This window comes from Curtobacterium sp. MMLR14_006 (assembly GCF_001864985.1).
GTDB lineage: Bacteria > Actinomycetota > Actinomycetes > Actinomycetales > Microbacteriaceae > Curtobacterium.
The window spans coordinates 76565-98532 of record NZ_MJGU01000007.1 but is presented as its reverse complement, the minus strand read 5'-3'; the positions used below and the strand labels follow the sequence as shown (position 1 = coordinate 98532).

The 21968-nt window shown below is 70.9% G+C and carries 23 protein-coding genes and 1 tRNA gene; 15 read left to right on the top strand and 9 right to left on the bottom strand.

The features are described from left to right. Positions 1–31: 31 nt before the first annotated feature. Together BIU94_RS03110 and BIU94_RS03105 are read right to left on the bottom strand one after the other, a co-directional pair. A complete protein-coding gene (locus BIU94_RS03110; protein ID WP_071254112.1) occupies positions 32–712 on the bottom strand; it encodes a response regulator transcription factor in 681 nt (226 codons plus the stop codon). After that, positions 709–1875: a cell wall metabolism sensor histidine kinase WalK gene (locus tag BIU94_RS03105; protein ID WP_071254110.1), complete on the bottom strand. Its 1167-nt coding sequence runs from the start codon at positions 1873–1875 to the stop codon at positions 709–711. The genes BIU94_RS03110 and BIU94_RS03105 overlap by 4 nt, the downstream gene beginning before the upstream one ends. A gap of 157 nt (positions 1876–2032) precedes the next feature. Between BIU94_RS03105 and phoU the strand changes: the two genes are divergently transcribed. After that, complete coding sequence (phoU, locus tag BIU94_RS03100; RefSeq protein WP_071254109.1) at positions 2033–2704, top strand: phosphate signaling complex protein PhoU; 672 nt, start codon at positions 2033–2035, stop codon at positions 2702–2704. Positions 2705–2779: 75 nt separating this feature from the next. Continuing rightward, complete coding sequence (locus tag BIU94_RS03095) at positions 2780–3328, top strand: ATP-binding protein (protein ID WP_071254107.1); 549 nt, start codon at positions 2780–2782, stop codon at positions 3326–3328. A gap of 248 nt (positions 3329–3576) precedes the next feature. Here BIU94_RS03095 and BIU94_RS03090 read toward each other — a convergent pair whose 3' ends face one another. After that, positions 3577–4323 (bottom strand): phosphoglyceromutase, encoded by a 747-nt coding sequence (locus tag BIU94_RS03090; RefSeq protein WP_071254105.1) that lies wholly within the window; start codon positions 4321–4323, stop codon positions 3577–3579. 44 nt (positions 4324–4367) lie between these two features. Between BIU94_RS03090 and BIU94_RS03085 the strand changes: the two genes are divergently transcribed. After that, positions 4368–5141: an SAM-dependent methyltransferase gene (locus BIU94_RS03085; protein ID WP_071254103.1), complete on the top strand. Its 774-nt coding sequence runs from the start codon at positions 4368–4370 to the stop codon at positions 5139–5141. Between the two features lie 232 nt (positions 5142–5373). Here BIU94_RS03085 and BIU94_RS03080 read toward each other — a convergent pair whose 3' ends face one another. The 3 genes from BIU94_RS03080 to BIU94_RS03070 all read right to left on the bottom strand — a co-directional run bounded on the left by BIU94_RS03080 (position 5374) and on the right by BIU94_RS03070 (position 7503). After that, positions 5374–6483, bottom strand: coding sequence for a folate-binding protein YgfZ (locus BIU94_RS03080; RefSeq protein WP_071254100.1), 1110 nt, complete (start codon positions 6481–6483; stop codon positions 5374–5376). Continuing rightward, positions 6483–7085 carry an FABP family protein gene (locus BIU94_RS03075; protein WP_071254098.1) on the bottom strand — a complete coding sequence of 201 codons (603 nt, stop codon included), beginning with the start codon at positions 7083–7085 and terminating at the stop codon, positions 6483–6485. Before BIU94_RS03075 ends, BIU94_RS03080 begins: the two co-directional genes overlap by 1 nt. A 136-nt stretch (positions 7086–7221) precedes the next feature. Then, complete coding sequence (locus BIU94_RS03070; protein ID WP_139195880.1) at positions 7222–7503, bottom strand: hypothetical protein; 282 nt, start codon at positions 7501–7503, stop codon at positions 7222–7224. A gap of 114 nt (positions 7504–7617) precedes the next feature. On the opposite strand from BIU94_RS03070, the gene BIU94_RS03065 reads away from it, so the two are divergent. From BIU94_RS03065 to pstB, 9 genes are all read left to right on the top strand, one after another. Further along, positions 7618–8301, top strand: a complete 684-nt coding sequence (locus BIU94_RS03065; protein ID WP_071254096.1) for a response regulator transcription factor — start codon at positions 7618–7620, stop codon at positions 8299–8301. After that, positions 8301–9116, top strand: coding sequence for a mycothiol synthase (mshD, locus tag BIU94_RS03060; RefSeq protein WP_071254089.1), 816 nt, complete (start codon positions 8301–8303; stop codon positions 9114–9116). The genes BIU94_RS03065 and mshD overlap by 1 nt, the downstream gene beginning before the upstream one ends. Before the next feature lie 97 nt (positions 9117–9213). Next, positions 9214–9798, top strand: coding sequence for a hypothetical protein (locus tag BIU94_RS03055; protein WP_139196262.1), 585 nt, complete (start codon positions 9214–9216; stop codon positions 9796–9798). Between the two features lie 76 nt (positions 9799–9874). Continuing rightward, positions 9875–12040 carry an RNA degradosome polyphosphate kinase gene (locus BIU94_RS03050; protein WP_071254087.1) on the top strand — a complete coding sequence of 722 codons (2166 nt, stop codon included), beginning with the start codon at positions 9875–9877 and terminating at the stop codon, positions 12038–12040. Next, positions 12037–12984, top strand: a complete 948-nt coding sequence (locus BIU94_RS03045) for an NUDIX domain-containing protein (protein ID WP_071254085.1) — start codon at positions 12037–12039, stop codon at positions 12982–12984. Before BIU94_RS03050 ends, BIU94_RS03045 begins: the two co-directional genes overlap by 4 nt. Positions 12985–13401: 417 nt before the next feature. Next, complete coding sequence (gene pstS / locus BIU94_RS03040) at positions 13402–14502, top strand: phosphate ABC transporter substrate-binding protein PstS (protein ID WP_071254083.1); 1101 nt, start codon at positions 13402–13404, stop codon at positions 14500–14502. A gap of 127 nt (positions 14503–14629) precedes the next feature. Continuing rightward, complete coding sequence (gene pstC / locus BIU94_RS03035; RefSeq protein WP_071254081.1) at positions 14630–15580, top strand: phosphate ABC transporter permease subunit PstC; 951 nt, start codon at positions 14630–14632, stop codon at positions 15578–15580. A 13-nt stretch (positions 15581–15593) separates the two neighbouring features. Then, the gene (gene pstA, locus BIU94_RS03030; RefSeq protein ID WP_071254079.1) at positions 15594–16679 is read left to right on the top strand and encodes a phosphate ABC transporter permease PstA; all 1086 of its coding nucleotides are present in this window, start codon (positions 15594–15596) and stop codon (positions 16677–16679) included. A gap of 34 nt (positions 16680–16713) precedes the next feature. Beyond that, the gene (gene pstB, locus BIU94_RS03025) at positions 16714–17493 is read left to right on the top strand and encodes a phosphate ABC transporter ATP-binding protein PstB (protein WP_071254077.1); all 780 of its coding nucleotides are present in this window, start codon (positions 16714–16716) and stop codon (positions 17491–17493) included. Positions 17494–17990: 497 nt separating this feature from the next. Here pstB and BIU94_RS03015 read toward each other — a convergent pair whose 3' ends face one another. From BIU94_RS03015 to BIU94_RS03005, 3 genes are all read right to left on the bottom strand, one after another. After that, complete coding sequence (locus BIU94_RS03015; protein ID WP_071254073.1) at positions 17991–18848, bottom strand: anti-sigma factor; 858 nt, start codon at positions 18846–18848, stop codon at positions 17991–17993. Next, on the bottom strand, positions 18845–19441 hold the full coding sequence (locus BIU94_RS03010; protein WP_071254072.1) for a sigma-70 family RNA polymerase sigma factor: 597 nt from the start codon (positions 19439–19441) through the stop codon (positions 18845–18847). Before BIU94_RS03010 ends, BIU94_RS03015 begins: the two co-directional genes overlap by 4 nt. A 558-nt stretch (positions 19442–19999) precedes the next feature. After that, entirely contained in the window at positions 20000–20629 is a 630-nt protein-coding gene (locus BIU94_RS03005) for a DNA-directed RNA polymerase subunit beta (RefSeq protein WP_071254071.1), read from the bottom strand. 127 nt (positions 20630–20756) lie between these two features. Here BIU94_RS03005 and BIU94_RS17660 point away from each other — a divergent pair, with 127 nt between their 5' ends. From BIU94_RS17660 to BIU94_RS02995, 3 genes are all read left to right on the top strand, one after another. Further along, a complete protein-coding gene (locus tag BIU94_RS17660) occupies positions 20757–20918 on the top strand; it encodes a hypothetical protein (protein WP_175472133.1) in 162 nt (53 codons plus the stop codon). 54 nt (positions 20919–20972) lie between these two features. After that, positions 20973–21045 (top strand) — tRNA-Lys (locus tag BIU94_RS03000). Between the two features lie 87 nt (positions 21046–21132). After that, a complete protein-coding gene (locus tag BIU94_RS02995; RefSeq protein ID WP_175472134.1) occupies positions 21133–21942 on the top strand; it encodes an SGNH/GDSL hydrolase family protein in 810 nt (269 codons plus the stop codon). Positions 21943–21968 lie beyond the last annotated feature (26 nt).

Genomic DNA, 21968 nt, shown 5'->3' with positions numbered 1-21968 from the left:
GGACTCGCACCGGGCCTCCTGTCCGTGCGTCTCAGGCCTCGATGCGGTAGCCGAGCCCGCGGACGGTCACCAGGACCTCCGGGGTGGACGGCACGCGCTCGATCTTCGAGCGGATCCGCTTGATGTGCACGTCGAGGGTCTTCGTGTCCCCGAAGTAGTCCGAGCCCCAGACGCGGTCGATGAGCTGCCCGCGGGTGAGCACCCGCCCGGCGTTCCGGAGCAGCAGCTCGAGCAGCTCGAACTCCTTGAGCGGCATCGGCGTCTCCGAGCCGTCCACCGACACGGTGTGCCGCTCGACGTCCATCCGGATGCCGCCGACCTGCAGGATCCCGCTGTCCGCCGGGTCGTCCTCGGTGCGGCGACGGAGGACCGCGCGGATCCGTGCCAGGAGCTCCCGGGTCGAGTACGGCTTCGTCACGTAGTCGTCCGCGCCGAGCTCGAGCCCGACGACGATGTCCACCTCGGAGTCCTTCGCGGTGAGCATGATGATCGGCGCGTTCGACCGGGTGCGGATCTGCCGGCACACCTCGGTGCCGCTGAGCCCCGGCAGCATGAGGTCGAGGAGGACGAGGTCGGGGTTCTCGGAGTCGAACTTCGACAGCGCGGTCACGCCGTCGGCCGCGACGGAGGTGTCGTACCCCTCGCGCTGCAGCAGGAACTCCAGGGGCTCGCTCAGGGCCGGCTCGTCGTCGACGATGAGGATCTTGGTCACGATGGCTGCTCTTCCAGTTGCTCTTCGAGTGCTGTGGTCAGTTCGGGGTCCGCTTCGGGCAGGCGGATGGTGAAGGTCGAGCCCTTGCCGGGCTGCGACCAGACGCGCACGTCGCCGCCGTGGTTGCCGACGACGTGCTTGACGATCGCGAGCCCCAGACCGGTGCCCCCGGTGGCCCGCGACCGCGCGGGGTCGACGCGGTAGAACCGCTCGAAGACCCGGTCGAGGTCGGCCTCGGGGATCCCGACGCCCTGGTCGGTGACCGCGATCTCGACGAAGCCCTTCGACGACCGGACGCCCACCCCGACCCGGGTGCGGTCCGGCGAGTACTTCACGGCGTTCGCGATGAGGTTCGACACCGCGACCTGCAGCAGGCCGGGGTCGCCCATGACACGGAGCTTCGTCTTCTTCGCCCGGACGAGCTCGATGTGGCGTGCGCGGGCGACGACCTCGTTCGCGTCGACGGCGGCCTGCACGATCTTGTCGATGCCGGTGTCCTCGCTGTTCTGCAGCGCGTCGACCGACTGCAGGCGGGACAGCTCGATGATGTCCTTCGTCAGGGCACCGAGCCGCTCGGACTCGCTGATGAGCTGCGCGGCGAACTTCCGCACGTGCTCGGGCTCGTCGGCGGCGACCACGAGGGTCTCGGCGAGCAGGCCGATCGCGCCGATCGGGGTCTTCAGCTCGTGCGAGATGTTGGCGACGAAGTCGCGGCGCACCTCGTCGATGCGGCGGCTCTCGGTCAGGTCGTCCGCCGTGAGCAGCACGTACCGGTTGCCGAGCTGCGCGGCGCGGAAGCTCAGGTAGCCGATGAGCTCCCCGTGGTGCCCGCGCGGGAGCTCGAGGTCCTCCGAGGCCATCTCGCCGCTCTTCCGCACCCGGTCGACGACGTCGAGCAGCTCGCGGTGCACGAGTCGGCGGCGCACGACGAGCCCGGCGGTGAGCGCCTGCGGCGACGCCGCCACGACGGTGTTCGACGGGTCGACGACGACCGCCGGGTTGTGCATGGTGGCGATCACGGCCGCGACGCCGTCCGGCAGCGATCGCTCCGCGACGTCGGCTGCCCGTGCCGTGCGCTCGGCGGTGATGATCAGCACCACGACGCCCGCGCCGAAGATCCCGCCGAGGAGCATCGACAGTGGCACGAGCCACGCGTTGTCCATGCCGCCAGTGTAGGAGTCGTCACACGGGGTTCGGACCCCGTTCACCCGTGCTCGCGGTGGTTCCGGGCCACGAGCGCGAAGCGTTCAGCCGGACGTCACCGTTCGTTCACCTGGGCTGACGACACTCGTCCGGTACGCATCAGAGAGGCACTCCCCCATGCGCGAAGTCTTCCAACAGGAACTCCAGGACGTCCAGGAGCGACTGACCGAGATCGCCGGACTCGTCGAGTCCGCCATCACCCGAGCCACGCAGGCGTTCTCCGACTCGGACGTCGCCCTCGCCGACGAGGTGATCGCGGACGACGCGAAGATCGACGAGGCGGCCAACAGCCTCGACGAGATCGCGATCGACATCCTCGCCCGCCAGGCACCCGTCGCCCGCGACCTCCGCGTCGTCGTGACCGCCCTGCGCGTGAGCTCCTCGCTCGAGCGGATGGGCGACATGGCCGAGCACATCGCCCAGCTCGCCCGGCAGCGCTTCCCCGAGAAGGTCGTGCCGAAGGGCCTCCGCCCCACCTTCAAGGAGATGGGCAAGCACGACGTCGCGATGGCGCAGAAGCTCACGCGCCTGCTCGCGACCGAGGACATCGCGCTGTCCGCCGAGATCCGCGACGAGGACGACGCGGTCGACGAGCTGCACGCCAGCGTCTTCGACTTCGTGCTCGGCGAGACCTGGAAGGGCAACCCGATCGACACGGTCGACGCCACCCTGGCCTCGCGCTACCACGAGCGCTTCGCCGACCACGCGGTCTCGATCGCGAAGAAGGTCGAGTACCTGGCGACGGGCGACTGGACCGGCGCCTCCTCGGTGACGGCCTCCCCCGCCTGACCCGACCCCCCGACGTCACCGAGCCGGACGGACCCGCGGTCCGTCCGGCTCGCTGCGTTCTGCGAGGATCGAGGCATGGCACAGGTCGCGATCATCGTCAACGGCATGCCCGGTTCCGGCAAGAGCACGATCGGAGCGGCCCTGGCCGAGGTGCTCGGCTGCCCGTTCCTGTCGAAGGACCGCATCAAGGAGCCCCTGGCCGACGTCGTCGGCCCGATGATCGCGTCCCGCCCCCTCGGCGGCATCGCGATGGACACGATGTGGGCCATGGCGCGGGCCGTCGAGAACGGGGTCGTCCTCGACGCCGTCTGGCTGCCGTCACGCGACCGGGACCTGCTCGAGGCGCAGCTCGCCTCCGCCGGGTCGCCCCGCGCCGTCGAGGTGTGGTGCGACACCGACCGCGCGACCGCCGAGGAGCGGCTGCGCGACCGGTACGACCCGGGCACCGTGCCGGTGCGGCACGAGGTGCACGGGGACCTGGCGTCCGTGCTCGACTTCTGGGACGAGCACGAGGAGACCGCCGGACCGGTCGGGCTGCCCGGCGTCCCGGTGGTCCGCGTCGACACCACCGCGCCGTACGACGTCGGCGCCCTGGTGCAGGAGATCGCGTCCCACTTCGTCTGAACGCCCCCGGCTCGTGGAGCCGACCACAGCGTCGGCGCCGACCGTGCTGCGGGGGCGACAGGTCCGGGGAGCGGTGATCCGTTCCTCCCGGCAGAGCGACAGGAGTCGGCGGAACATCCGCCGCACACTGTCGCTTTCGCGAAGGTCCGCTTGCGGGCTGCTCGAGCGGCAGGGATCGCACCGGAGCCGGCGCTGGGGCTCGCACGAACGCCCCGTCCGGACTCCGGACGGGGCGTTCTCGTGTGCTGCTACTTCTTGGCGCCCTGGGCGGCCACGGCGGCGGCGCCGGCGGCTGCGGCCTCGGGGTCGAGGTAGGAGGCCGGCTTCGTCGGACGGAAGTCGTCGTCGAGCTCGTACACCAGCGGGATGCCCGTCGGGATGTTCAGCCCGGCGATGTCGTCGTCGGAGATGCCGTCGAGGTGCTTCACGAGCGCGCGGAGCGAGTTGCCGTGCGCGGTGACCAGCACCGTCTTGCCCTCGCCCAGGTCCTTCGTGATGTCGGACTCCCAGTACGGCAGCAGGCGGTCGATCACGAGCTTGAGCGACTCGGTGCGGGGCAGCTGGTCGCCGAGGTCGGCGTAGCGGCGGTCGCCGGCCTGCGACCACTCGGCGTCGTCGGCGATGGGGGGCGGCGGGACGTCGAACGAACGGCGCCACTCCATGAACTGCTGCTCGCCGTACTGCTCGAGCGTCTGGGCCTTGTCCTTGCCCTGCAGGTCGCCGTAGTGGCGCTCGTTGAGGCGCCAGTCGCGCTTCACCGGCAGCCACGCCAGGTCGGCCTGGAGCAGCGCGATGTCAGCCGTCTGGATCGCGCGGGTGAGGAGCGAGGTGTAGAGGACGTCGGGGACGATGCCGGACTCGGCGATGAGGTCGCCGGCCCGCTTCGCCTCCTTCTCGCCCAGCTCGCTGAGCCGGACGTCGACCCAACCGGTGAACAGGTTCTTCTGGTTCCAGTCACTGTTGCCGTGACGGAGCAGGACGAGCGTGGAGGTCATGCCCCGAGTCTACCGAGCAGCACCGGCCCCGTACCCTTGTCCACATGCCCATCGGGAACGTCACGCGCGGGACCACCGGGTACAACCGGCTCCGCCGCGTCGACCGGTGGATCGCCTCGCTGCCGGCCCTGCGCCGGAGCGACGACCCGCTCGTCGCCGACGTCGGGTACGGGGCCTCGCCGACGACGACGCTCGAGCTCCGCGACCGGCTGGCGCTCGTCCGGCCGGACGTCGAGGTCACCGGGATCGAGATCGAACCGGCCCGCGTGGCGTTCGCGAACGCGGGCACCCGCGACGGCGTGACCTTCCGGCTCGGCGGCTTCGAGACCCCCACGCCGGGGCAGCGCCGACCCGCCGTGATCCGGGCGTTCAACGTGCTGCGGCAGTACGACGAGTCGGCGGTGGTCGGCTCGTGGCGGATCATGCAGGACCGGCTGCAACCCGGCGGGGCGCTCGTCGAGGGGACGTGCAACGAGGTCGGGCGGGTGGCCTCGTGGGTGACGCTCGACGACGTCGCGCCGCGGACCTTCACGGTGTCGCTCCGGCTCGCCGGGCTCGACGCGCCCTCGGTCGTCGCCGAGCGGTTGCCGAAGGCCCTCATCCACCGCAACGTGCCCGGCGAACGGGTGCACGCGTTCCTCGGCGACCTCGACCTGTCGTGGGCGGTCGCCGCGCCGCTCGGCACGTACGGGCCCCGGCAGCGGTGGATCGCCACCGTGCGCGGGATGCGGGACCGCGGGTGGCCGGTGCTGCACGGGGTGGCGCGGTGGCGGCTCGGCGAGCTGTCCGTGCCGTGGGCGGCGGTCGAGCCCGCCTGACGCGGGCACGGTCGAGCCCACGCGACGCGACGCGACACCCACAGCGACACCGCGGCGCATCCGCGCATCCGCAACGATCCACGCGTCGATCGCCGCGTGCGCTGTCGGACGATGCACACGCACGCGGTGCGTACGCACCACCCGACGGGACACCAGTCGATCGACTCGTGGGCTGTCGGAACCTGCGCACGCACCAGGCGACCGTCGACGGCAGAGGTCCGGCGGACGGACGCTAGGAGCGCTTCACCGCACCCAGCCTCGGCAGCCGCGGGACGTTCGCCGTCGCACCGGCCCCGGGCGGCACGATGGTCTCCTGCGCCGCGGTGACGACGACGCCGTCGGCCTCGAGCGTCAGCGTGGCCGTCGGGTCGAGGGAGCGCTTCACCACGGCGAGGCCGATCGGCCCGAGCTCGTGGTGCACGGCCGAGGCGGCGAGCCGCCCGACCTGCTGGTCGTCGAGCAGCACGGGTGTGCCCGGCGCGGGCAGCACGGCGTCGGAGCCGTCGAGGTGCAGCTGGACGACCCGACGCGGCGGGTGTCCGAGGTTGTGGACCTTCGCGACGGTCTCCTGCCCGCGATAGCAGCCCTTCGTCAGGTGCACCGCGGAGCGCAGCCAGTCGAGCTCGTGCGGGATGGTGCGGTCGTCGGCGTCGGACAGGGTGGGGCGCCAGGCGGCGATCCGCAGGGCCTCGTGCGCGAGCAGCCCCGCGACGGGGACGTCCGACGCGGCGATCGCGTCCGCGGTGCCGGGGGTGACCACCGCGATGCGGAGGGTCCAGCCGGAGCCGGGGTGGGCCTCCTGGGCGGCGTAGCCCCACCCGCCGGGCGTGACGGCGGCCCAGGGGTCGACCCACTCGGCGACGGGCGGTTCCGGCAGGTCCACGGACGCGAAGGGGGCGGCCTCGCCGAACCAGCCGATGGTCGCGAACTCGGCGGAGCGGTCCGCGACCTCGACCCGGAGCATGAAGCGCATCGAGTCGAGCCAGCCGGCGAGCGGCGCCGCGTCGGCACGCTCGGTGAGCAGCCAGACCGTCGACCCGTCGTCGACGACGCGGGCGGCGTGCTCGACGCGACCGGCCTGGTCGAGCACGAGGGTCTCGGTGCCGACGCCCGCCGGCAGACCGGTGAGCTGCTGCGAGGTGATCGAGTTGAGCCAGGACAGACGGTCCGGCCCGGTCACCGTGACGACGCCGGTCCCCAGCTCGACCACGGCGCGGCCGCGGGCGAGCAGGCGCTGCTCACCGATCGGGTTGCCGAAGTGCGCGGCGACCGCGCGGTCGTCCGACGCGTCGTCCGACGCGGAGGCCGAGACGAACCCGTCGCGTGCCGCGAACGCCGACATCAGTCGACCTTCGCGAGCTGCCCCGAGGCGTGCGAGGTGAGTTCGCGGCCGAGCGCGGCGATGTCCCACGCCCAGAAGAGCTTGCCCTCGACCAGCCCGTACAGGCGGGTGGCGGCGGAGTAGTCCTTCGCGTTCGGCGAGCGCATCACGGCGTCGGTCGACAGGTCGATCCGGCCCTTCAGCACGCGGCCGACGTAGAGCTCGTTGACGCCCGTCGGGTGGATGATCGCGGCCTCGACGTCGAAGCCGTCGGTGGTGTTGCGGAGCGCCTCGACGCTCTCGACCGTGCTGAATGGCGTCGGCCCCTCGCCGAGGAGCATCGCCGGGCCGCGGTCGCCGGGCTCGGTCGGCCGGTCGATGCGCCAGTACCCCATCTCGGCGGCGAGCGGGGTGTGGTCGTCGTCGAGCAACCAGGTCGTGGACGAGTAGTTCAGGTACGGCAGGCCGTCGTGGCTGAAGCTGACGCGCTGGCCGAACTCGTACTTGCGGACGTCCTCGTCGTCACCGACGGGGTACTCCACGACGCCGGTGCCCTCCCAGACGCCGACGAGCCACGACAGCGGGACCAGTTCGGGGGCGAGCCCTTCGGGCAGCTCGATCAACGCTGACCCTTGAACAGCTTCACGACGACGGTCACCGAGATGAACGCGATCGCGAGCGACGCCAGGCCGAGGAGGCCGACGTAGAACAGCTCGAGCGCAAGCAGCGAATCCATGCCGCGAGTCTACGCGGCCCGGCTCAACGCGCCAGGAGCACCACCGCGGTGACGAGCACCACGACGAAGGCGCCGGACGACGCGATGCTGATGCGTTCGACCAGACCGTCCTTCGTGGCCGTGATGAGCTGCAGCACGAAGCTGACCATCACGCAGGCGACGAAGACGAGCAGCAACCAGGCGAAGGCGTCCCGTTCGGTCAGCGTGAGCACGAGCACGGCGCCGACGACGGCCAGCACCCAGACCGGCAGCACGGACGTCAGACGGAGGCGACGCTGGTCGAGGGGCTGCACGGGCTCGGTCACGCGCTCCATCATGGCAGCACGGTCGCGCGTGCGCCGCGGACCGTCCGGCCGGGTGCGGGGTTCCCGACCATCACTAGGATGTGTCCACGACGTCATCCACCCCGCGGAGGTCCTGTGGCACAGCTCCTGGTACTCACCTCGACCGCGCCCGGCGACGTCCTGCCGAGCCTGGGACTCCTGAGCCACCGGATCCGCCACGTGCCGGCCGAGGCCTCGCAGCTGGTGAACGCCCCGCAGAGCGACCTGATGTTCGTGGACGCCCGGACCGACCTGGTCAGCGCGAAGGCCCTGTGCAAGATCCTCGCCTCGTCCGGGTCGACGACGCCGATCGTGCTCGTCGTCACCGAGGGCGGCCTGACCGCGGTCACGAGCGACTGGAACGTCGACGACGTGGTGCTCGAGACCGCCGGCCCGGCCGAGATCGACGCCCGCATCCGGCTGTCGTCCGGCCGTGCGTCGAAGGGGCAGTCCAGCTCGAAGATCCAGGCGTCCGGTGTCGTCATCGACGAGGCCAGCTACTCGGCGAAGGTGCGCGGCCGGCCGCTCGACCTGACCTTCAAGGAGTTCGAGCTCCTGCGCTTCTTCGCCACCCACCCGTCCCGCGTGTTCACCCGCGAGCAGCTGCTCAGCGAGGTCTGGGGCTACGACTACTTCGGCGGCACCCGCACGGTCGACGTGCACGTCCGGCGACTCCGCGCGAAGCTCGGCGACCTCGAGTCGCTCATCGGCACCGTCCGCAACGTCGGCTACCGGTTCAACGTCTACGACGACGAGGCCGAGCGCCTGGCGGGGCAGTAGTGCTCCCCGACCTCGACCGCTTCGTCGTCCCCGACGAGGCACCCCCGTTCTCCGACCAGACCCTGGTCGACGTCCGCGCGGGGCGCGCGACGGTGCTCGGCGACGAGCGCGGGGTCGCGGTCGTGCGCGACGGCGAGCTGGAACTCGTGGTCGCCCAGGAGGCCCGGGGTCGCGGCCTCGGCACCGCCCTCGTCGAGCAGGCGCTCGCCCTGGGCGGCGGGGCCGCTGCGCCCCGGCTCGCGTGGGCGCACGGGGACCACCCCGCGGCCCGGTCGCTCGCGGCGCGGTCCGGCTGGACGGCGGTCCGCACGCTCCTGCAGCTCCACGCACCGATCGCGTCCGACGCGCCGGACCCGGCGGTGCCGGACGGCTACTCCCTCGCCGCGTTCCGGGCCGGCGACCCCGCCGACGAGGCCGACTGGCTCGCCCTGAACGCCGCCGCGTTCGCGCACCACCCGGAACAGGGGCGGATGACCCTGGACGACCTGCACGCGCGCGAGGCCGACGCCTGGTTCGACGGCGACGACCTGCTGCTGCTCCGTGACGCAGCCGGGCGGCTGGCCGGCTCGTGCTGGCTCAAGGTCGAGGACGGCATCGGCGAGTTCTACGCCGTCGCCGTCCGGCCGGACCTGCAGGGGCAGCGGCTCGGCGGCGTGCTCATGCGGGCCGGCACCGCGCGGCTGACCGGTCGCGGGCTGACCGCGGCGGCGCTCTACGTCGAGGGCGACAACGAACCGGCCCTGGCGCTCTACCGCCGCGCCGGCTTCACGCAGCACGCGATCGACGTGCAGTACGCGGCGCCGTCCGCCGGCTGACCTGCTGACCTGCTGGTAGCGTGCGGCGCATGGACCAGGGGGACCGTCAGCGACCGCACGCCGCACGCCGAGCCACGGGGGCGGGACGGTGAACACGATGATCCCGTCGGTCGCGATCGCCATGGCGGCGATGGTCGCGATCCCGGCCGCCGTCACCGCGCTCGTGCGTCGGGGTGACCGCCGCCGTCCGCCGAGCACGCTCGTCGGCGACGAGGCACCCGGGGCGCTCTTCACCGTCCGCGCCCGCCGGTGGCACCCGGTGCTGCTGCGTGTGTTCGGCATCGGGTTCCTGGTGTTCGGTGCGCTCCTCATGCTGCTCAGCCTCGCCATGAGCGGCGACCCCGAGGCCGCGGGTCCCCTGCTGTTCGGCACCGCCGTCGGCCTGTTCGGCGTCCTGTTCCTGCTGCTCGGCAACGGGATCGCACGTCGCCGCATCGAGGGCCACGACGACCGGCTCGTCGTCACGCCGATGTTCCGGGCCACGCAGGAGGTCGGTCCCGGGGCGATCTCGCGCATCCGCCCGACCACGAACCGCTTCGGTGGGCTCGACATGAAGGCGAAGGGGTACCCGGGCACGATCACGGTGCTCGCGACGGACGCCGCCTACCCGTACCTGTGCGCGTGGCTCGACCTGCGGGCACCGGGACCGTGGGGCGAGTTCGTCCGGTCCACCACACGCTGACCGCCGTTCACCGCGCGTTTCCGCAGCGGCCACCTGAGCCGGTCCGGCGGCGGTGGTCGGGTGGCAGGATGTGGGGATGGACACCGAACCGCAGCTCGACGGCGAATCCGTCGCACCCGACCTCGACGACTTCGACGAGGTCGTCGAGATCGAGCACGAGTCGTTGCCCTCGGACCGCTACTTCGACCGCGAGCTGAGCTGGCTCCGCTTCAACCAGCGCGTGCTCGAACTGGGCGAGGACCGCACGCAGCCCCTGCTCGAACGGGCGAACTTCCTGGCGATCTTCGCGTCCAACCTCGACGAGTTCTTCATGGTGCGGGTCGCCGGCCTGAAGCGCCGCATCGACACCGGCATCGCGGTGCCGACCAACGTCGGCCGTGCCCCGAGCGACGTCCTGCGCGACATCGCCACGAAGGCGCACGAGCTGCAGGACCGGCACGCGCAGGCCTTCATCGGGTCGCTCAAGCCCGACCTCGACGCCGCAGGCATCCACGTCGAGCACTGGTCCGACCTCGACGAGGCCGACCGGCTGCGGATGCGCGAGTACTTCAACGAGCAGATCTTCCCGGTCCTCATGCCCCTGGCGGTCGACCCGGCGCACCCGTTCCCCTACATCTCCGGGCTCTCGCTCAACCTGGCGGTCCGGGTCCGCAACCCGAAGTCGCAGCGGCAGGAGTTCGCGCGCCTCAAGGTGCCGCAGAACTTCTCCCGCTTCATCAAGCTGCCGGACGACAACTCCGGGCGGATGCGATTCATCCCCCTCGAGGACCTCATCGCGAACCACCTCGACGACCTGTTCCCGGGGATGGAGGTCCTCGAGCACCACGTGTTCCGGGTCACCCGCAACGAGGACGTCGAGATCGAGGAGGACGAGGCCGAGAACCTCATCCAGGCCCTCGAGCGCGAGCTCCTGCGCCGCCGGTTCGGTCCGCCGATCCGCCTCGAGATCACCGAGGACATGGACCCGGTGACGCTCGACCTGCTCGTGCGCGAGCTCGACATCACCGAACAAGAGGTCTTCCGCCTGCCGTCGCCGCTCGACCTCGGCGGGCTGTTCGAGATCGCGAAGATCAACCGCCCCGACCTGCACTACCCGAAGCACGTGCCGACGACGCCCGTGCAGTTCCAGCCGGGCGAACCGAACACCAAGCCGGACCTGTTCCGCGCCATCGCGGCGAAGGACGTCCTCGTGCACCACCCGTACGAGTCCTTCGCGACGAGCGTGCAGGCGTTCCTCGAGCAGGCCGCCGCCGACCCGAACGTGCTCGCGATCAAGCAGACGCTGTACCGCACGTCGGGCGACAGCCCCATCGTCGAGGCCCTCATCGACGCGGCCGCCGCTGGCAAGCAGGTCCTGGCGCTCGTCGAGATCAAGGCGCGCTTCGACGAGCAGAACAACATCACCTGGGCCCGCAAGCTCGAGAAGGCCGGCGTCCACGTGGTCTACGGCCTGGTCGGGCTGAAGACGCACTCGAAGCTCGTGCTCGTCATCCGGCAGGAGGGCGGCACGCTCAAGCACTACAGCCACATCGGCACGGGCAACTACAACCCGAAGACCTCGCGCATCTACGAGGACATGGGCCTGTTCACGGCGGACGACACCGTCGGCAAGGACCTCACGCGGCTGTTCAACGAGCTGTCCGGCTACGCGATCGAGAAGAAGTTCAAGCGGCTGCTCGTCGCCCCGCTGCACCTGCGGAAGGGGCTGCTCAAGCGCATCCAGACCGAGGCCGCGAACGCCCGCGCCGGCAAGCCGTCGGGCATCCGCATCAAGGTGAACTCGATGGTCGACGAGCAGATCATCGACGCGCTCTACCTGGCCAGCCAGGCCGGGGTCCCCGTCGACGTCTGGGTCCGCGGCATCTGCTCGCTGAAGCCCGGCATGGAGGGCGTCAGCGACACCATCCGGGTGCGGAGCATCGTCGGCCGCTACCTCGAGCACTCCCGTGCCTTCGCGTTCCACAACGACGGTGACCCGGCGGTGTTCATCGGCAGCGCGGACATGATGCACCGCAACCTGGACCGCCGCGTCGAGGCCCTGGTGCGGCTCACCGCACCGGACCACATCGCCGAGGTGCAGGAGCTCTTCGACCTCGCGATGGCGGACACCGCGAGCTCGTGGCACCTCGAGTCCGACGGCGAGTGGACCCGGCACTCCACGGACGATGCCGGCCGCCCGCTCGAGGACGTGCAGAATGTGACCATGCGGAAGATCTCGGCGCGGAAGCGCTCCACTCGGTGAGCGGCGGTTCCGCGGGCCCGGTCGTGGCCGGGGGCGCCGTCGTCTGGCGCGAGGAGGACGGCACGCCCCTCGTGCTGCTCATCCACCGCGACCACCACAAGGACGTCTCGCTGCCCAAGGGCAAGGTCGACCCGGGCGAGGCCGTGCCGACCACCGCGGTGCGCGAGATCGCCGAGGAGACCGGGTACCGCGTGCACCTCGGTGCGCCGCTCGGCACCGCCGAGTACGTCCTGCCGAACGGCCGCGACAAGGTCGTGCACTACTGGGCCGCGCGGGTGTCCGCGAAGGAGTACGCCCGGGCCGGCGCGTTCACGCCGAACCACGAGGTCGCCGCGCTCGAGTGGGTCACGATCGACGACGCCCGGAACCGTCTGACCTACGAGCGCGACGTCGCGATCCTCGACCGGTTCGCCGAGCGCGCCGCCGCGGGCCAGCACCGCACGTTCGCGCTCATCGCCCTGCGGCACGCGAAGACCGTGCCCGGCTCGGAGTGGAACGGCCCGGACGCGACCCGTCCGCTCCTGCCGGTCGGACGGTCGCAGGCGAAGGCCGCCGCCCCCGCGGTCGCGGCGTTCGGCCCGAAGAAGATCGTGTCGAGCACCGCCGCACGCTGCCTGGCCACGGTCGAGCCGCTGTCGGCGACGACGAAGGTCGGGGTCGCGAGCACCGCGGACATCAGCCAGGACGCCCACGACCGCGGCGCGGCCGACGTCAAGGGCGTCGTGCGCCGCCGCCTCGACAAGGGCAAGACCGTCGTGCTCTGCTCGCACGGGCCGGTGCTGCCCGACCTCATCGCACGGATCGCCACCGCGACCGCGGACGACTCCGGCCGGTTCGACCTGCGCCGCGCCGCGATGCTCTCGGTCGGCGACTTCTCCGTGATGCACATCGCCGACGGCACGCTCGTCGCCGTCGAGACGCACCGCAACACCGTCCCGGCGTAGCGCGCGCCGGCGCCGTGCCGCGCGCCCGTCGCCCACGTGCCCGCGCCCGCGCCGGCGCGCCCGCGCCACGTCGAGTGAGCAGAAGACGTCGGGTCAGCGACACCGACCCGACGTCTTCTGCTCACTCGGTGTGACGACCGGCCCCGGTGACCGGCCCGGCGACGACGCGGCCCCGGCCTCCGGCACGCCAGCGATCATGCGTCTGCATGTTCCGAACACGCGCACAGTGCTCCCGATCCTGCTCCCCGCGCGGGTGAGGCGCCCGCCGCCCCGTCCGGGACAACCCCTCGTTCACCTGCCGTTCACCAGCGTGGGTGAGTCCCGTCACCTCGCGTCCCTACAGTCGCTCCCGGGTCAGCACCGGCCCACGGGACCAGCAGCGGTCCCACCTGCAATGACATTCCCGAAGGGACCCCTGTGAACATCAAGCGAATCGGTTCGATCGCAGCAATCGCGATCGCCGGCGCAGTCGTGCTCTCCTCCTGCGCGGCGAACGAGGACGCGGGCAACGGCCCCTCCTCCGGCTCGAGCACCAGCTCCGACCTCACCGGCACCCTGACCGCTTCCGGCTCGTCGGCGCAGGGGACCGCGCAGGCGACCTGGGCAGCCGGCTTCCAGCAGATGGCCTCCGGCGTGACGGTCAACTACTCGCCGGACGGTTCCGGCGCCGGCCGCGAGAACTTCATGTCGGGCGCATCCGACTTCGCCGGCTCGGACGCCGCGCTGAAGGACGAGGAGCTCTCGGGCAAGTTCGAGGCGTGCGCCGCGGACTCCAAGGGCATCGACATCCCGGTCTACATCTCCCCGATCGCCATCGCCTACAAGGTGGACGGCGTCAGCGACCTGACCCTCGACGCGAAGACCATCGCGGGCATCTTCTCCGGCAAGATCACCAAGTGGGACGACTCGAAGATCGCCGACCTGAACGACGGCGTCGACCTGCCGGACGCGGACATCACGGTCGTGCACCGCTCCGACGACTCGGGCACCACGCAGAACTTCTCCGAGTACGTCTCGGCGAACGCCGGCGACGTCTGGACCGAAGAGCCGAGCCAGACCTTCCCGTACTCGGTCGGCGACGCAGCCAAGGGTACCTCGGGTGTCGCCTCGGCCATGGGCAGCGCCTCGAACGCGATCACCTACATCGACGACTCGGGCGCCGGTTCGCTCGACAAGGCGAAGCTCATGGTCGGCGACAAGGCCACCGAGCTCTCGGCCGAGGGCGCTGCCCAGGTCGTCGCCGACTCCGACATCGTGTCGGGCCGTGAGGACAACGACCTCGCGATCGACATCGACCGCAAGGACACCGCCGACGGCGCATGGCCGCTCGTCCTCGTCTCCTACGCCATCGCGTGCCAGGAGTACAAGGACGCCGACAAGGCCGCGCTGGTGAAGGGCTACCTCGACTACGTCGTGAGCGACGAGGCCCAGGACGCCGCCGCCAAGGAGGCCAAGTCGGCTCCGCTGTCGGACGACCTCGCCGAGAAGGCCAAGGCCGCGGTCGACTCGATCAAGTAGCACCCTGAGTGCCCGGACGCCGGTCCCACCCACCTGACCGGCGTCCGGGCACTTCGCCCGTCCGCCGGGCGTCCAGCCCCACACCCGAACCCGTCGCCTCCCCCGGCGTTCCTCCGACAGGAGTCCCATGACGACCGCACCGGCCCAGCCAGGGGCCACCGTCACCCCCACCAAGCCGAAGGCCGTCGTCCGCGTCGGTGACCGGGTCTTCTCCGCCGCGTCGGTCATCGCCGGCGGCCTGATCCTCTTCGTGCTCGTGCTCGTCGCCGCCTTCCTGGTCTGGCAGAGCATCCCCGCGTTCGCCGCGAAGGCCGGTGAGCTCCCGAACAACGCGACGAGCTTCTGGCAGTACGTCGGTCCGCTCGTCTTCGGCACCGTCTGGTCCGCGCTCATCGCGCTCGTGATCGCCGTGCCGCTCGCCCTCGGGATCGCCCTCTTCATCTCGCACTTCGCACCGCGGCGCCTCGCCCCGGTGCTCGGCTACGTGATCGACCTGCTGGCAGCGGTGCCGTCGGTCGTCTACGGCCTCTGGGGCATCGTCGTGCTCGCCCCGTTCGTGAAGCCCTTCTACGCCTTCCTGAACGAGTACCTCGGCTGGTTCCCGCTGTTCTCCGGCCAGGTCTCCGGCACCGGCCGCACCATCCTGACGGCGTCGATCGTCCTCGCCGTCATGGCGATCCCGATCATGACCGCGGTCATGCGCGAGATCTTCCTGCAGGCGCCGACCCTCAACGAGGAAGCCGCCCTGGCCCTCGGCGCGACCCGCTGGGAGATGATCCGCCTGTCGGTCCTGCCGTTCGCGAAGTCCGGCATCGTGTCCGCGATCATGCTCGGCCTCGGCCGCGCGCTCGGCGAGACGATGGCGATCGCCCTCGTGCTCTCCGTGTCGACCAACATCACCTTCCAGATGCTGACGTCGCAGAACCCCTCGACGATCGCGGCGAACATCGCCCTGCAGTTCGCCGAGGCGTCCGGCACCGCCCTGAACGCCCTCATCGCCTCGGGTCTGATCCTGTTCGTCATCACCCTGGTCATCAACATGCTCGCGCGGTACATCGTCCGCTCGCGGGTCAGCTGAGAGGTCGCACCCGATGTCCCTCGCGCTCCGTCAGACCGGCACGGCCGGCAACGTCTACGCCAACGGCAAGCTGCACAAGTCCGTGCCGTGGCTGCTCCTCGTCGGCAGCTGGGTCGCGCTCGTCGCGGTCTTCGCCCTGCTCAACGCCGGCGGCTCGGTCGGCGACTTCAACGTCGTCGCCGCGCTCTTCCTCGGCACCGTGCTGTTCGACGTCCTCATCGTCGTCGTCTCCCGCATCGTCGAGGGCGGCCGGCAGGCGGTCGACCGCCTCGTCACCTCCCTCGTCGTCACGGCGTTCGTCATCGCGCTGCTGCCGCTCGTGTCGCTCCTGTGGACCGTCCTCGCCGACGGCCTCGGCCGCTTCGACGCGAACTTCTTCTCGTACTCGATGCGCGGCGTCATCTCCGAGGGCGGCGGCGCCGTCCACGCCCTCGTCGGCACGCTCGAGATCACGCTGTTCGCGGCGCTCATCTCGGTGCCGATCGGCCTGCTCACCTCGATCTACCTCGTCGAGTACGGCCGCGGCGCACTCGCGAAGGGCATCACGTTCTTCGTCGACGTCATGACGGGCATCCCGTCGATCGTCGCGGGTCTGTTCGCCTACTCGCTGTTCGCGCTGTTCCTCGGCCCGGGCGCCCGCTTCGGCCTGGTCGGCTCCGTCGCCCTGAGCGTCCTGATGATCCCGATCGTCGTGCGCTCCACCGAAGAGGTGCTGAAGATCGTGCCGATGGAGCTCCGCGAGGCCTCGTACGCGCTCGGCGTGCCGAAGTACCTCACCATCCTCAAGGTCGTGCTCCCGACGAGCCTCGCCGGCATCACCACCGGCGTCATGCTCTCGATCGCCCGCGTCATCGGCGAGACCGCCCCGCTGCTCGTCACGGCCGGCTTCACCGCGAGCATGAACTACGACCTGTTCAAGGACCCGATGATGACGCTGCCCGTGTACGCGTACACGCAGTACTCGCAGCAGGGCGCCAACCCGGTGCCGTTCGTCGACCGGGCCTGGACCGCCGCGCTCGTGCTCATCCTCATCGTGATGCTGCTCAACCTGCTGGCCCGGTTCATCACCCGCCTCTTCGCCCCCAAGCTCTCGCGCTAGCGAACCCACTTCCCCACCCACCAGAAGGATCCACGTGTCCAAGCGCATCGAGGTCGACGGCCTCAACGTCTACTACTCGAAGTTCAAGGCGGTCGAGGGGGTCGACATCACCATCGAACCCCGCACCGTCACCGCGTTCATCGGCCCGTCCGGCTGCGGCAAGTCCACGTTCCTCCGCACGCTCAACCGCATGCACGAGGTCATCCCCGGCGCCTGGGTCGAGGGCTCGGTCAAGATCGACGGCGACGACCTCTACGGCCCCGGTGTCGACCCGGTGCTCGTCCGCCGCCAGGTCGGCATGGTCTTCCAGCGTCCGAACCCCTTCCCCACGATGTCCATCAAGGACAACGTGCTCGCGGGCGTGAAGCTCAACAACAAGCGCATCTCGAAGTCGGAGGCCGACGACATCGTCGAGCGCTCCCTGCAGGGCGCGAACCTGTGGAACGAGGTCAAGGACCGACTCGACAAGCCCGGCATGGGCCTGTCCGGCGGCCAGCAGCAGCGTCTCTGCATCGCCCGCGCCATCGCCGTGCAGCCCGACGTGCTCCTCATGGACGAGCCCTGCTCGGCGCTCGACCCGATCTCGACCCTCGCCATCGAGGACCTGATCGAGGACCTCAAGAAGGAGTTCACGATCGTGATCGTGACCCACAACATGCAGCAGGCCTCGCGCGTCAGCGACAAGACCGCGTTCTTCAACATCGCCGGCACCGGCGCCCCGGGCAAGCTCATCGAGTTCGACGACACCGCCACGATGTTCTCGAACCCGTCCGTGCAGGCCACCGAGGACTACGTCTCGGGTCGCTTCGGTTGATCGCCGTCCGTCCGTCACCCTGACGGACAGCCGGGAGGCCCGGTGCACGTCCGCCACGGACGCGCACCGGGCCTCTCGTGGTTGCGCTGGGTACCGCGTCAGGCACCCGGACTGCCGATGCGTGCACGTGTTCCGACGGAACACCCGTCGATCGACACGTGGGCCGTCGCACGATGCACGTGCATCCGGTGCGAGCGCATGTTCCGACGGAGCACTCGTCGAACGACACGTGCACCGTCGCACGATGCACGTGCATCGACCACGAGCACGAGCACGAGCACGAGCACGAGCACGAGCATCGACCACTTGCACGGGCAGGGGCACGACGGCGCCCACTCCCACGCCCAGCTCCCCACCCGCTCCCCACCCGCTCCCCGCGGGCTCTGCCTGGTGCAGGCGTGCGGAAACGACGAAACCGCTGTCGTGCGACAGCGGTTTCGTCGTTCGGAGTCGGAGCCCGACCCCGACGCGGGGCGGGCGGCTCGACCCCGACGGCCTCAGGCCGTGGTGGTGGGGACCGCCATGATCGGGGTCGTCGTGGGCTGGTCCGAGCCACCGGCGGGCTCGACCGTCATGCCGATCGTCGCGCCGTCGGACATCGAGCCCTTCAGCACGGCGGAGTGCACGCCGTCCGCGGCACCGTCGACCAGGCCGGCGGCCGTGATGGCGCCGCCCTCGGCCTCGCCGCCGATGTACCAGAGCTCGTACGTCTTGCCCTTCGGCGCCTGCTGCACGCCGTCGAGGATCACCGCGGACTTGCCGAGGTCGTTCGACCACACGACCGTCGCGGACCCGCCGCCCTCGACCTTGGTCGTGGTGCGCTGGAAGTCCGACGCCGCGTAGATGCGGTCGAGGCCGCTCGAGGCCTGCGTGGTGCCCGGGCCGGAGCTGTTCGACGGGTCGAACACGGAGCCGACCCCGAGCCCACCGAAGAACACCGCGGCGACGGCCGCGGCGGCGGTCAGCATGACCGCCGGACGCTGGAACCAGCGGCGGCGGGCCTCGGAGGACGCCCGACCACCGGCGGTGGGGCCGGCGTCGATGGAGGTGACCTGCGCTGCGGGCGCGGGACGGGCCTCCTGGGCGGGTGCGGTGCGTGCGGTCGAGGCGACCGGCGCTGCCTGGGGGGTCGTCGCGATCTGTGCCAGCAACGACGTCTTGAGCGACGCGGGTGCCTCGACCGGAGCGACCGCGTAGGCCAGCTGGAGCGCGGTCTCGCGCAGTGAATCGGTCTCGGCCTGCAGCTCGGGTGACGTCGTGAGGACGTCCTCGAGGAGTGCGCGCTCGTCATCGGACAGCGCGTCGAGTGCGTAGGCGCCCGTCAGCAGGGCGGGGTCGTCGTGTCGTTCGGTCATGAGGTCACCCCCATCTCGTCTCGGAGTCGGATCATCCCGTCACGAAGACGGGTCTTGACGGTGCCGATGGGGACACCGAGGTGTTCGGCCATCTCGCTGTGCGAGTAGCCGCCGTAGTACGCGAGCTGCACCGCCTGCCGCTGGAACTCGGTCAGCTTGCCGAGGGCGCGGCTGACTCGTTCGTGCTCGATGCGGATCTCGACCGATTCGGAGACCTGGTCGTACCCGGCCTCGAGGTCGCGGATGCCGATCTTCGTGTCGCGGTCGTGCGAGCTCTGGGAGGCCCGGACCCGGTCCACCGCTCGGCGGTGCGCCATGGTGAGGATCCAGCTCGCTGCGGTGCCGCGCTTGCGGTCGAAGCGGGTGGCTTGCTGCCAGACCTCCAGGAAGACCTCTTGGGTGACCTCCTCCGACTGGGCGCGGTCCCGGAGGAGCCGCGTCACGAGTCCGAGGACCCGCCCGGAGACGAGGTCGTAGAGGTCGGAGAATGCAGCCTGGTCACCGTCCGCGACCCGGGCGAGGAGGTCGTCCGGCGATGCCTGTGCTGGCTCGGAGCTCCAGCGTTCGGTGTCGCTATCCACGAGGGCAAGCATTGCAGGTTTCCCTCCTCTCGGTGCATCGGTGTCGGTGGGAGTCTGCGTCGAGTTCGGCGCGAGGCTCCGTTCTGGTGACGGGAGACCGGTGTGACCCACAGGGAATTGACCGGCTGGCGCCGGCCCGGGTCACACCGGACCCTCGTCGTCGTGCCGGTCAGGAACCCCGGCACACTGATGATTCGGCACGGTGCCCGAGGCGGATTGGAACAGATCCTGGGGAGTCCTCACGGGCACGCCCGACGACGGATGTGTCCACCGAGAGTGAACACGGGTCGTGCGGTCAGCCGACGTCTCGTAGACTGTTCTCTGCCGGGCCGCAGCAAGCCCCGGGCTCCAAAATTCGCCGCTTCGAGCGGCCTCGCGCCGAGAGGCGCTTCTGCGGCCCGGTTCTTCTCTGCCCTGACGCGGGTCGCGGTCGGTCTGCGTCGGCGTCGTTCCGCTTGGTGAGCAGGAACTGTCGAGTGGCGCGACCCAACCCGACATCATGTGCTCACCATGTGCGCGGGCGTGCGGCGTCCGGACGGGAGGCCGGGTGCGCGTCCGCCCCGCTGCTCGCTAGTCCAGGCTGTCGCGACGCCAGAGCGCCGCCGCCTCGGTGAGGTCGGCCCCCAGCTCCGTGAGCCGGAGCGCCCGCGTGGTCAGCTCGCTCGCCCGGTCGGCCGCCGTCAGGTCGGACTCGTCCGCCACCGCGGTCGCCCCGGCCGCGGTCAGGCGGCAGAACGCCGCGCCGCGGTCGAGCGCCGTGGCGAAGTCACCCGTGTAGAGGCCGTGCAGGATGCGGTCGGCCAGGGTCAGGATCTCGGCGGGACCCGTCGGTTGCTCGGCGCCGGCGACGGCCTGGTCGATCGTGCCGATCCGCTCCGTCCCCCGCTCGAACAGGTGGGCGATCTCCTCCGGGTTCTGCCGGATCACCGTCCGCACCAGGTACACCCGCCACAGGGCACCCGGCAGGGTGTGCGCACCCACGCGGGCCCAGAGCTCCGCGATCGCGTCGATGCCGTGCACGTCCGTGTAGGTGACGAGTCGCTCGACCACCGCGGGATCCGGGTCCTGGCGCACCCGGTGCAGCAGCGCGTTCGCGGTCTCGTGGGCGACACGGTTCACGAGTGCAGGGTCCTCGCCACCCTGGATGGCGGCGAACTCGGCGTCGGTGAAGTGGACGGGACGGTGGTGATCGCGAGGCACCGCGTCAGTGTAGGCACGGCTGGTGACACACCCGCCCCTCGTTCGCCCAGAACGCAACGGTGCCGCCGCGCGTACTCTGTTCGGGCAGGGAGGCACCCCTCCCGGACGTGGAAGAGAGGACCCCCTCGTGAACCCCCTGCTCATCATCCTGGCCGTCATCGCGGTCATCCTGCTGTTCGTCGGCGGCTTCGCCGCGAGCCTGAAGTTCCTGCTCTACGTGGGCATCGTCCTGCTCGTCATCGCGCTCGTGCTGTGGGTGGTCCGGACGCTCACGGGACGTCGGGGCTGACCCCGCTCCCACCGGTTCTTCCTGGAGGCCCTCACCCGCTAGCCTTGCGGGTGAGGGCCTCTAGCTCAGTTGGTAGAGCACCGGACTTTTAATCCGAGGGTCGTGGGTTCGAGCCCCACGGGGCCCACCGCCTCCTGGACGCCGGCTCTCCATCCGGCGTCGAGCTGCCTGTCGTTCGGCTGGTACGCCGGCACCGTTGTCTACGATGGAGTGGATGGCACGACGATCTGACCGCGGACGGCCGGGCGCCGACAGCCCTGCCGCGATCCGGCGACGCCGTCGCGTGTTCCCGGGCATCGCCCTCGGCACCATGGCCCTCGGGGTCATCGGTCTGCTCGTGATCCTGCCGAGCGTGTCGAGTGCCTGCCAGCCGGTCACGACGTCGTCGGGCGCCTCGGCGTCGAAGGTCGCAGCGGCGATCGCACCCGGTTCGCGCGTGCTCATAGTCGGTGACTCGTACACCTCGGGGCGCGGGTCGACGACCGGCCTACATGGGTGGGCGCAGGACATCGTCGCCGACCGGCACTGGGACGCGAAGATCGACGGCTACCCGGGCACCGGCTACGTCGACACCGGCCGGACCGGGTCGTCGCACTACACGTACGGCCCGCGCATCGAGCGGCACGCGGCGTTCGACCCGCAGCTCGTGCTCGTGCAGGGCAGCCAGAACGACTGGCTCGTCGACGCCGAGATGCTGCAGGCGCGGGTCGAGCGCACGCTCCGGACGGCCGAGCAGACCTGGCCGGACGCGGTCGTCGTGGCCGTCGGCCCGTCGGCACCGCAGCCGTGGGCGCAGTCCACCACCGGGGTCGCCGCGTCGGTCTCCGCCGGAGCGGCGGCAGCGGGTGTGCCGTACATCGACGCGCTCGGCGGCGGGTGGTTCACCGCGGCGAACAGCCCGCGCTACCAGGCCTCCGACGGCGCGCACCTCAACGACGCCGGGTACCAGTACCTCGCCGACCGCGTCGCACAGTCCCTCGACGAGCTCGCAGGGCCCGCCGACGGCGACGAACAGTGCGCCTGACGCACTGACCACCCCTCGGGGTACAA

Bases quoted from the DNA above. Each gene is read 5' to 3' on its own strand.
- BIU94_RS03105 (WP_071254110.1), bottom strand. From the start codon at position 1,875: ATGGACAACGCGTGGCTCGTGCCACTGTCGATGCTCCTCGGCGGGATC.
- phoU (WP_071254109.1), top strand. From the start codon at position 2,033: ATGCGCGAAGTCTTCCAACAGGAACTCCAGGACGTCCAGGAGCGACTG.
- BIU94_RS03095 (WP_071254107.1), top strand. From the start codon at position 2,780: ATGGCACAGGTCGCGATCATCGTCAACGGCATGCCCGGTTCCGGCAAG.
- BIU94_RS03090 (WP_071254105.1), bottom strand. From the start codon at position 4,323: ATGACCTCCACGCTCGTCCTGCTCCGTCACGGCAACAGTGACTGGAAC.
- BIU94_RS03085 (WP_071254103.1), top strand. From the start codon at position 4,368: ATGCCCATCGGGAACGTCACGCGCGGGACCACCGGGTACAACCGGCTC.
- BIU94_RS03080 (WP_071254100.1), bottom strand. From the start codon at position 6,483: ATGTCGGCGTTCGCGGCACGCGACGGGTTCGTCTCGGCCTCCGCGTCG.
- BIU94_RS03055 (WP_139196262.1), top strand. From the start codon at position 9,214: ATGATCCCGTCGGTCGCGATCGCCATGGCGGCGATGGTCGCGATCCCG.
- BIU94_RS03050 (WP_071254087.1), top strand. From the start codon at position 9,875: ATGGACACCGAACCGCAGCTCGACGGCGAATCCGTCGCACCCGACCTC.
- pstC (WP_071254081.1), top strand. From the start codon at position 14,630: ATGACGACCGCACCGGCCCAGCCAGGGGCCACCGTCACCCCCACCAAG.
- pstA (WP_071254079.1), top strand. From the start codon at position 15,594: ATGTCCCTCGCGCTCCGTCAGACCGGCACGGCCGGCAACGTCTACGCC.
- BIU94_RS03015 (WP_071254073.1), bottom strand. From the start codon at position 18,848: ATGACCGAACGACACGACGACCCCGCCCTGCTGACGGGCGCCTACGCA.
- BIU94_RS03010 (WP_071254072.1), bottom strand. From the start codon at position 19,441: ATGCTTGCCCTCGTGGATAGCGACACCGAACGCTGGAGCTCCGAGCCA.
- BIU94_RS02995 (WP_175472134.1), top strand. From the start codon at position 21,133: ATGGCACGACGATCTGACCGCGGACGGCCGGGCGCCGACAGCCCTGCC.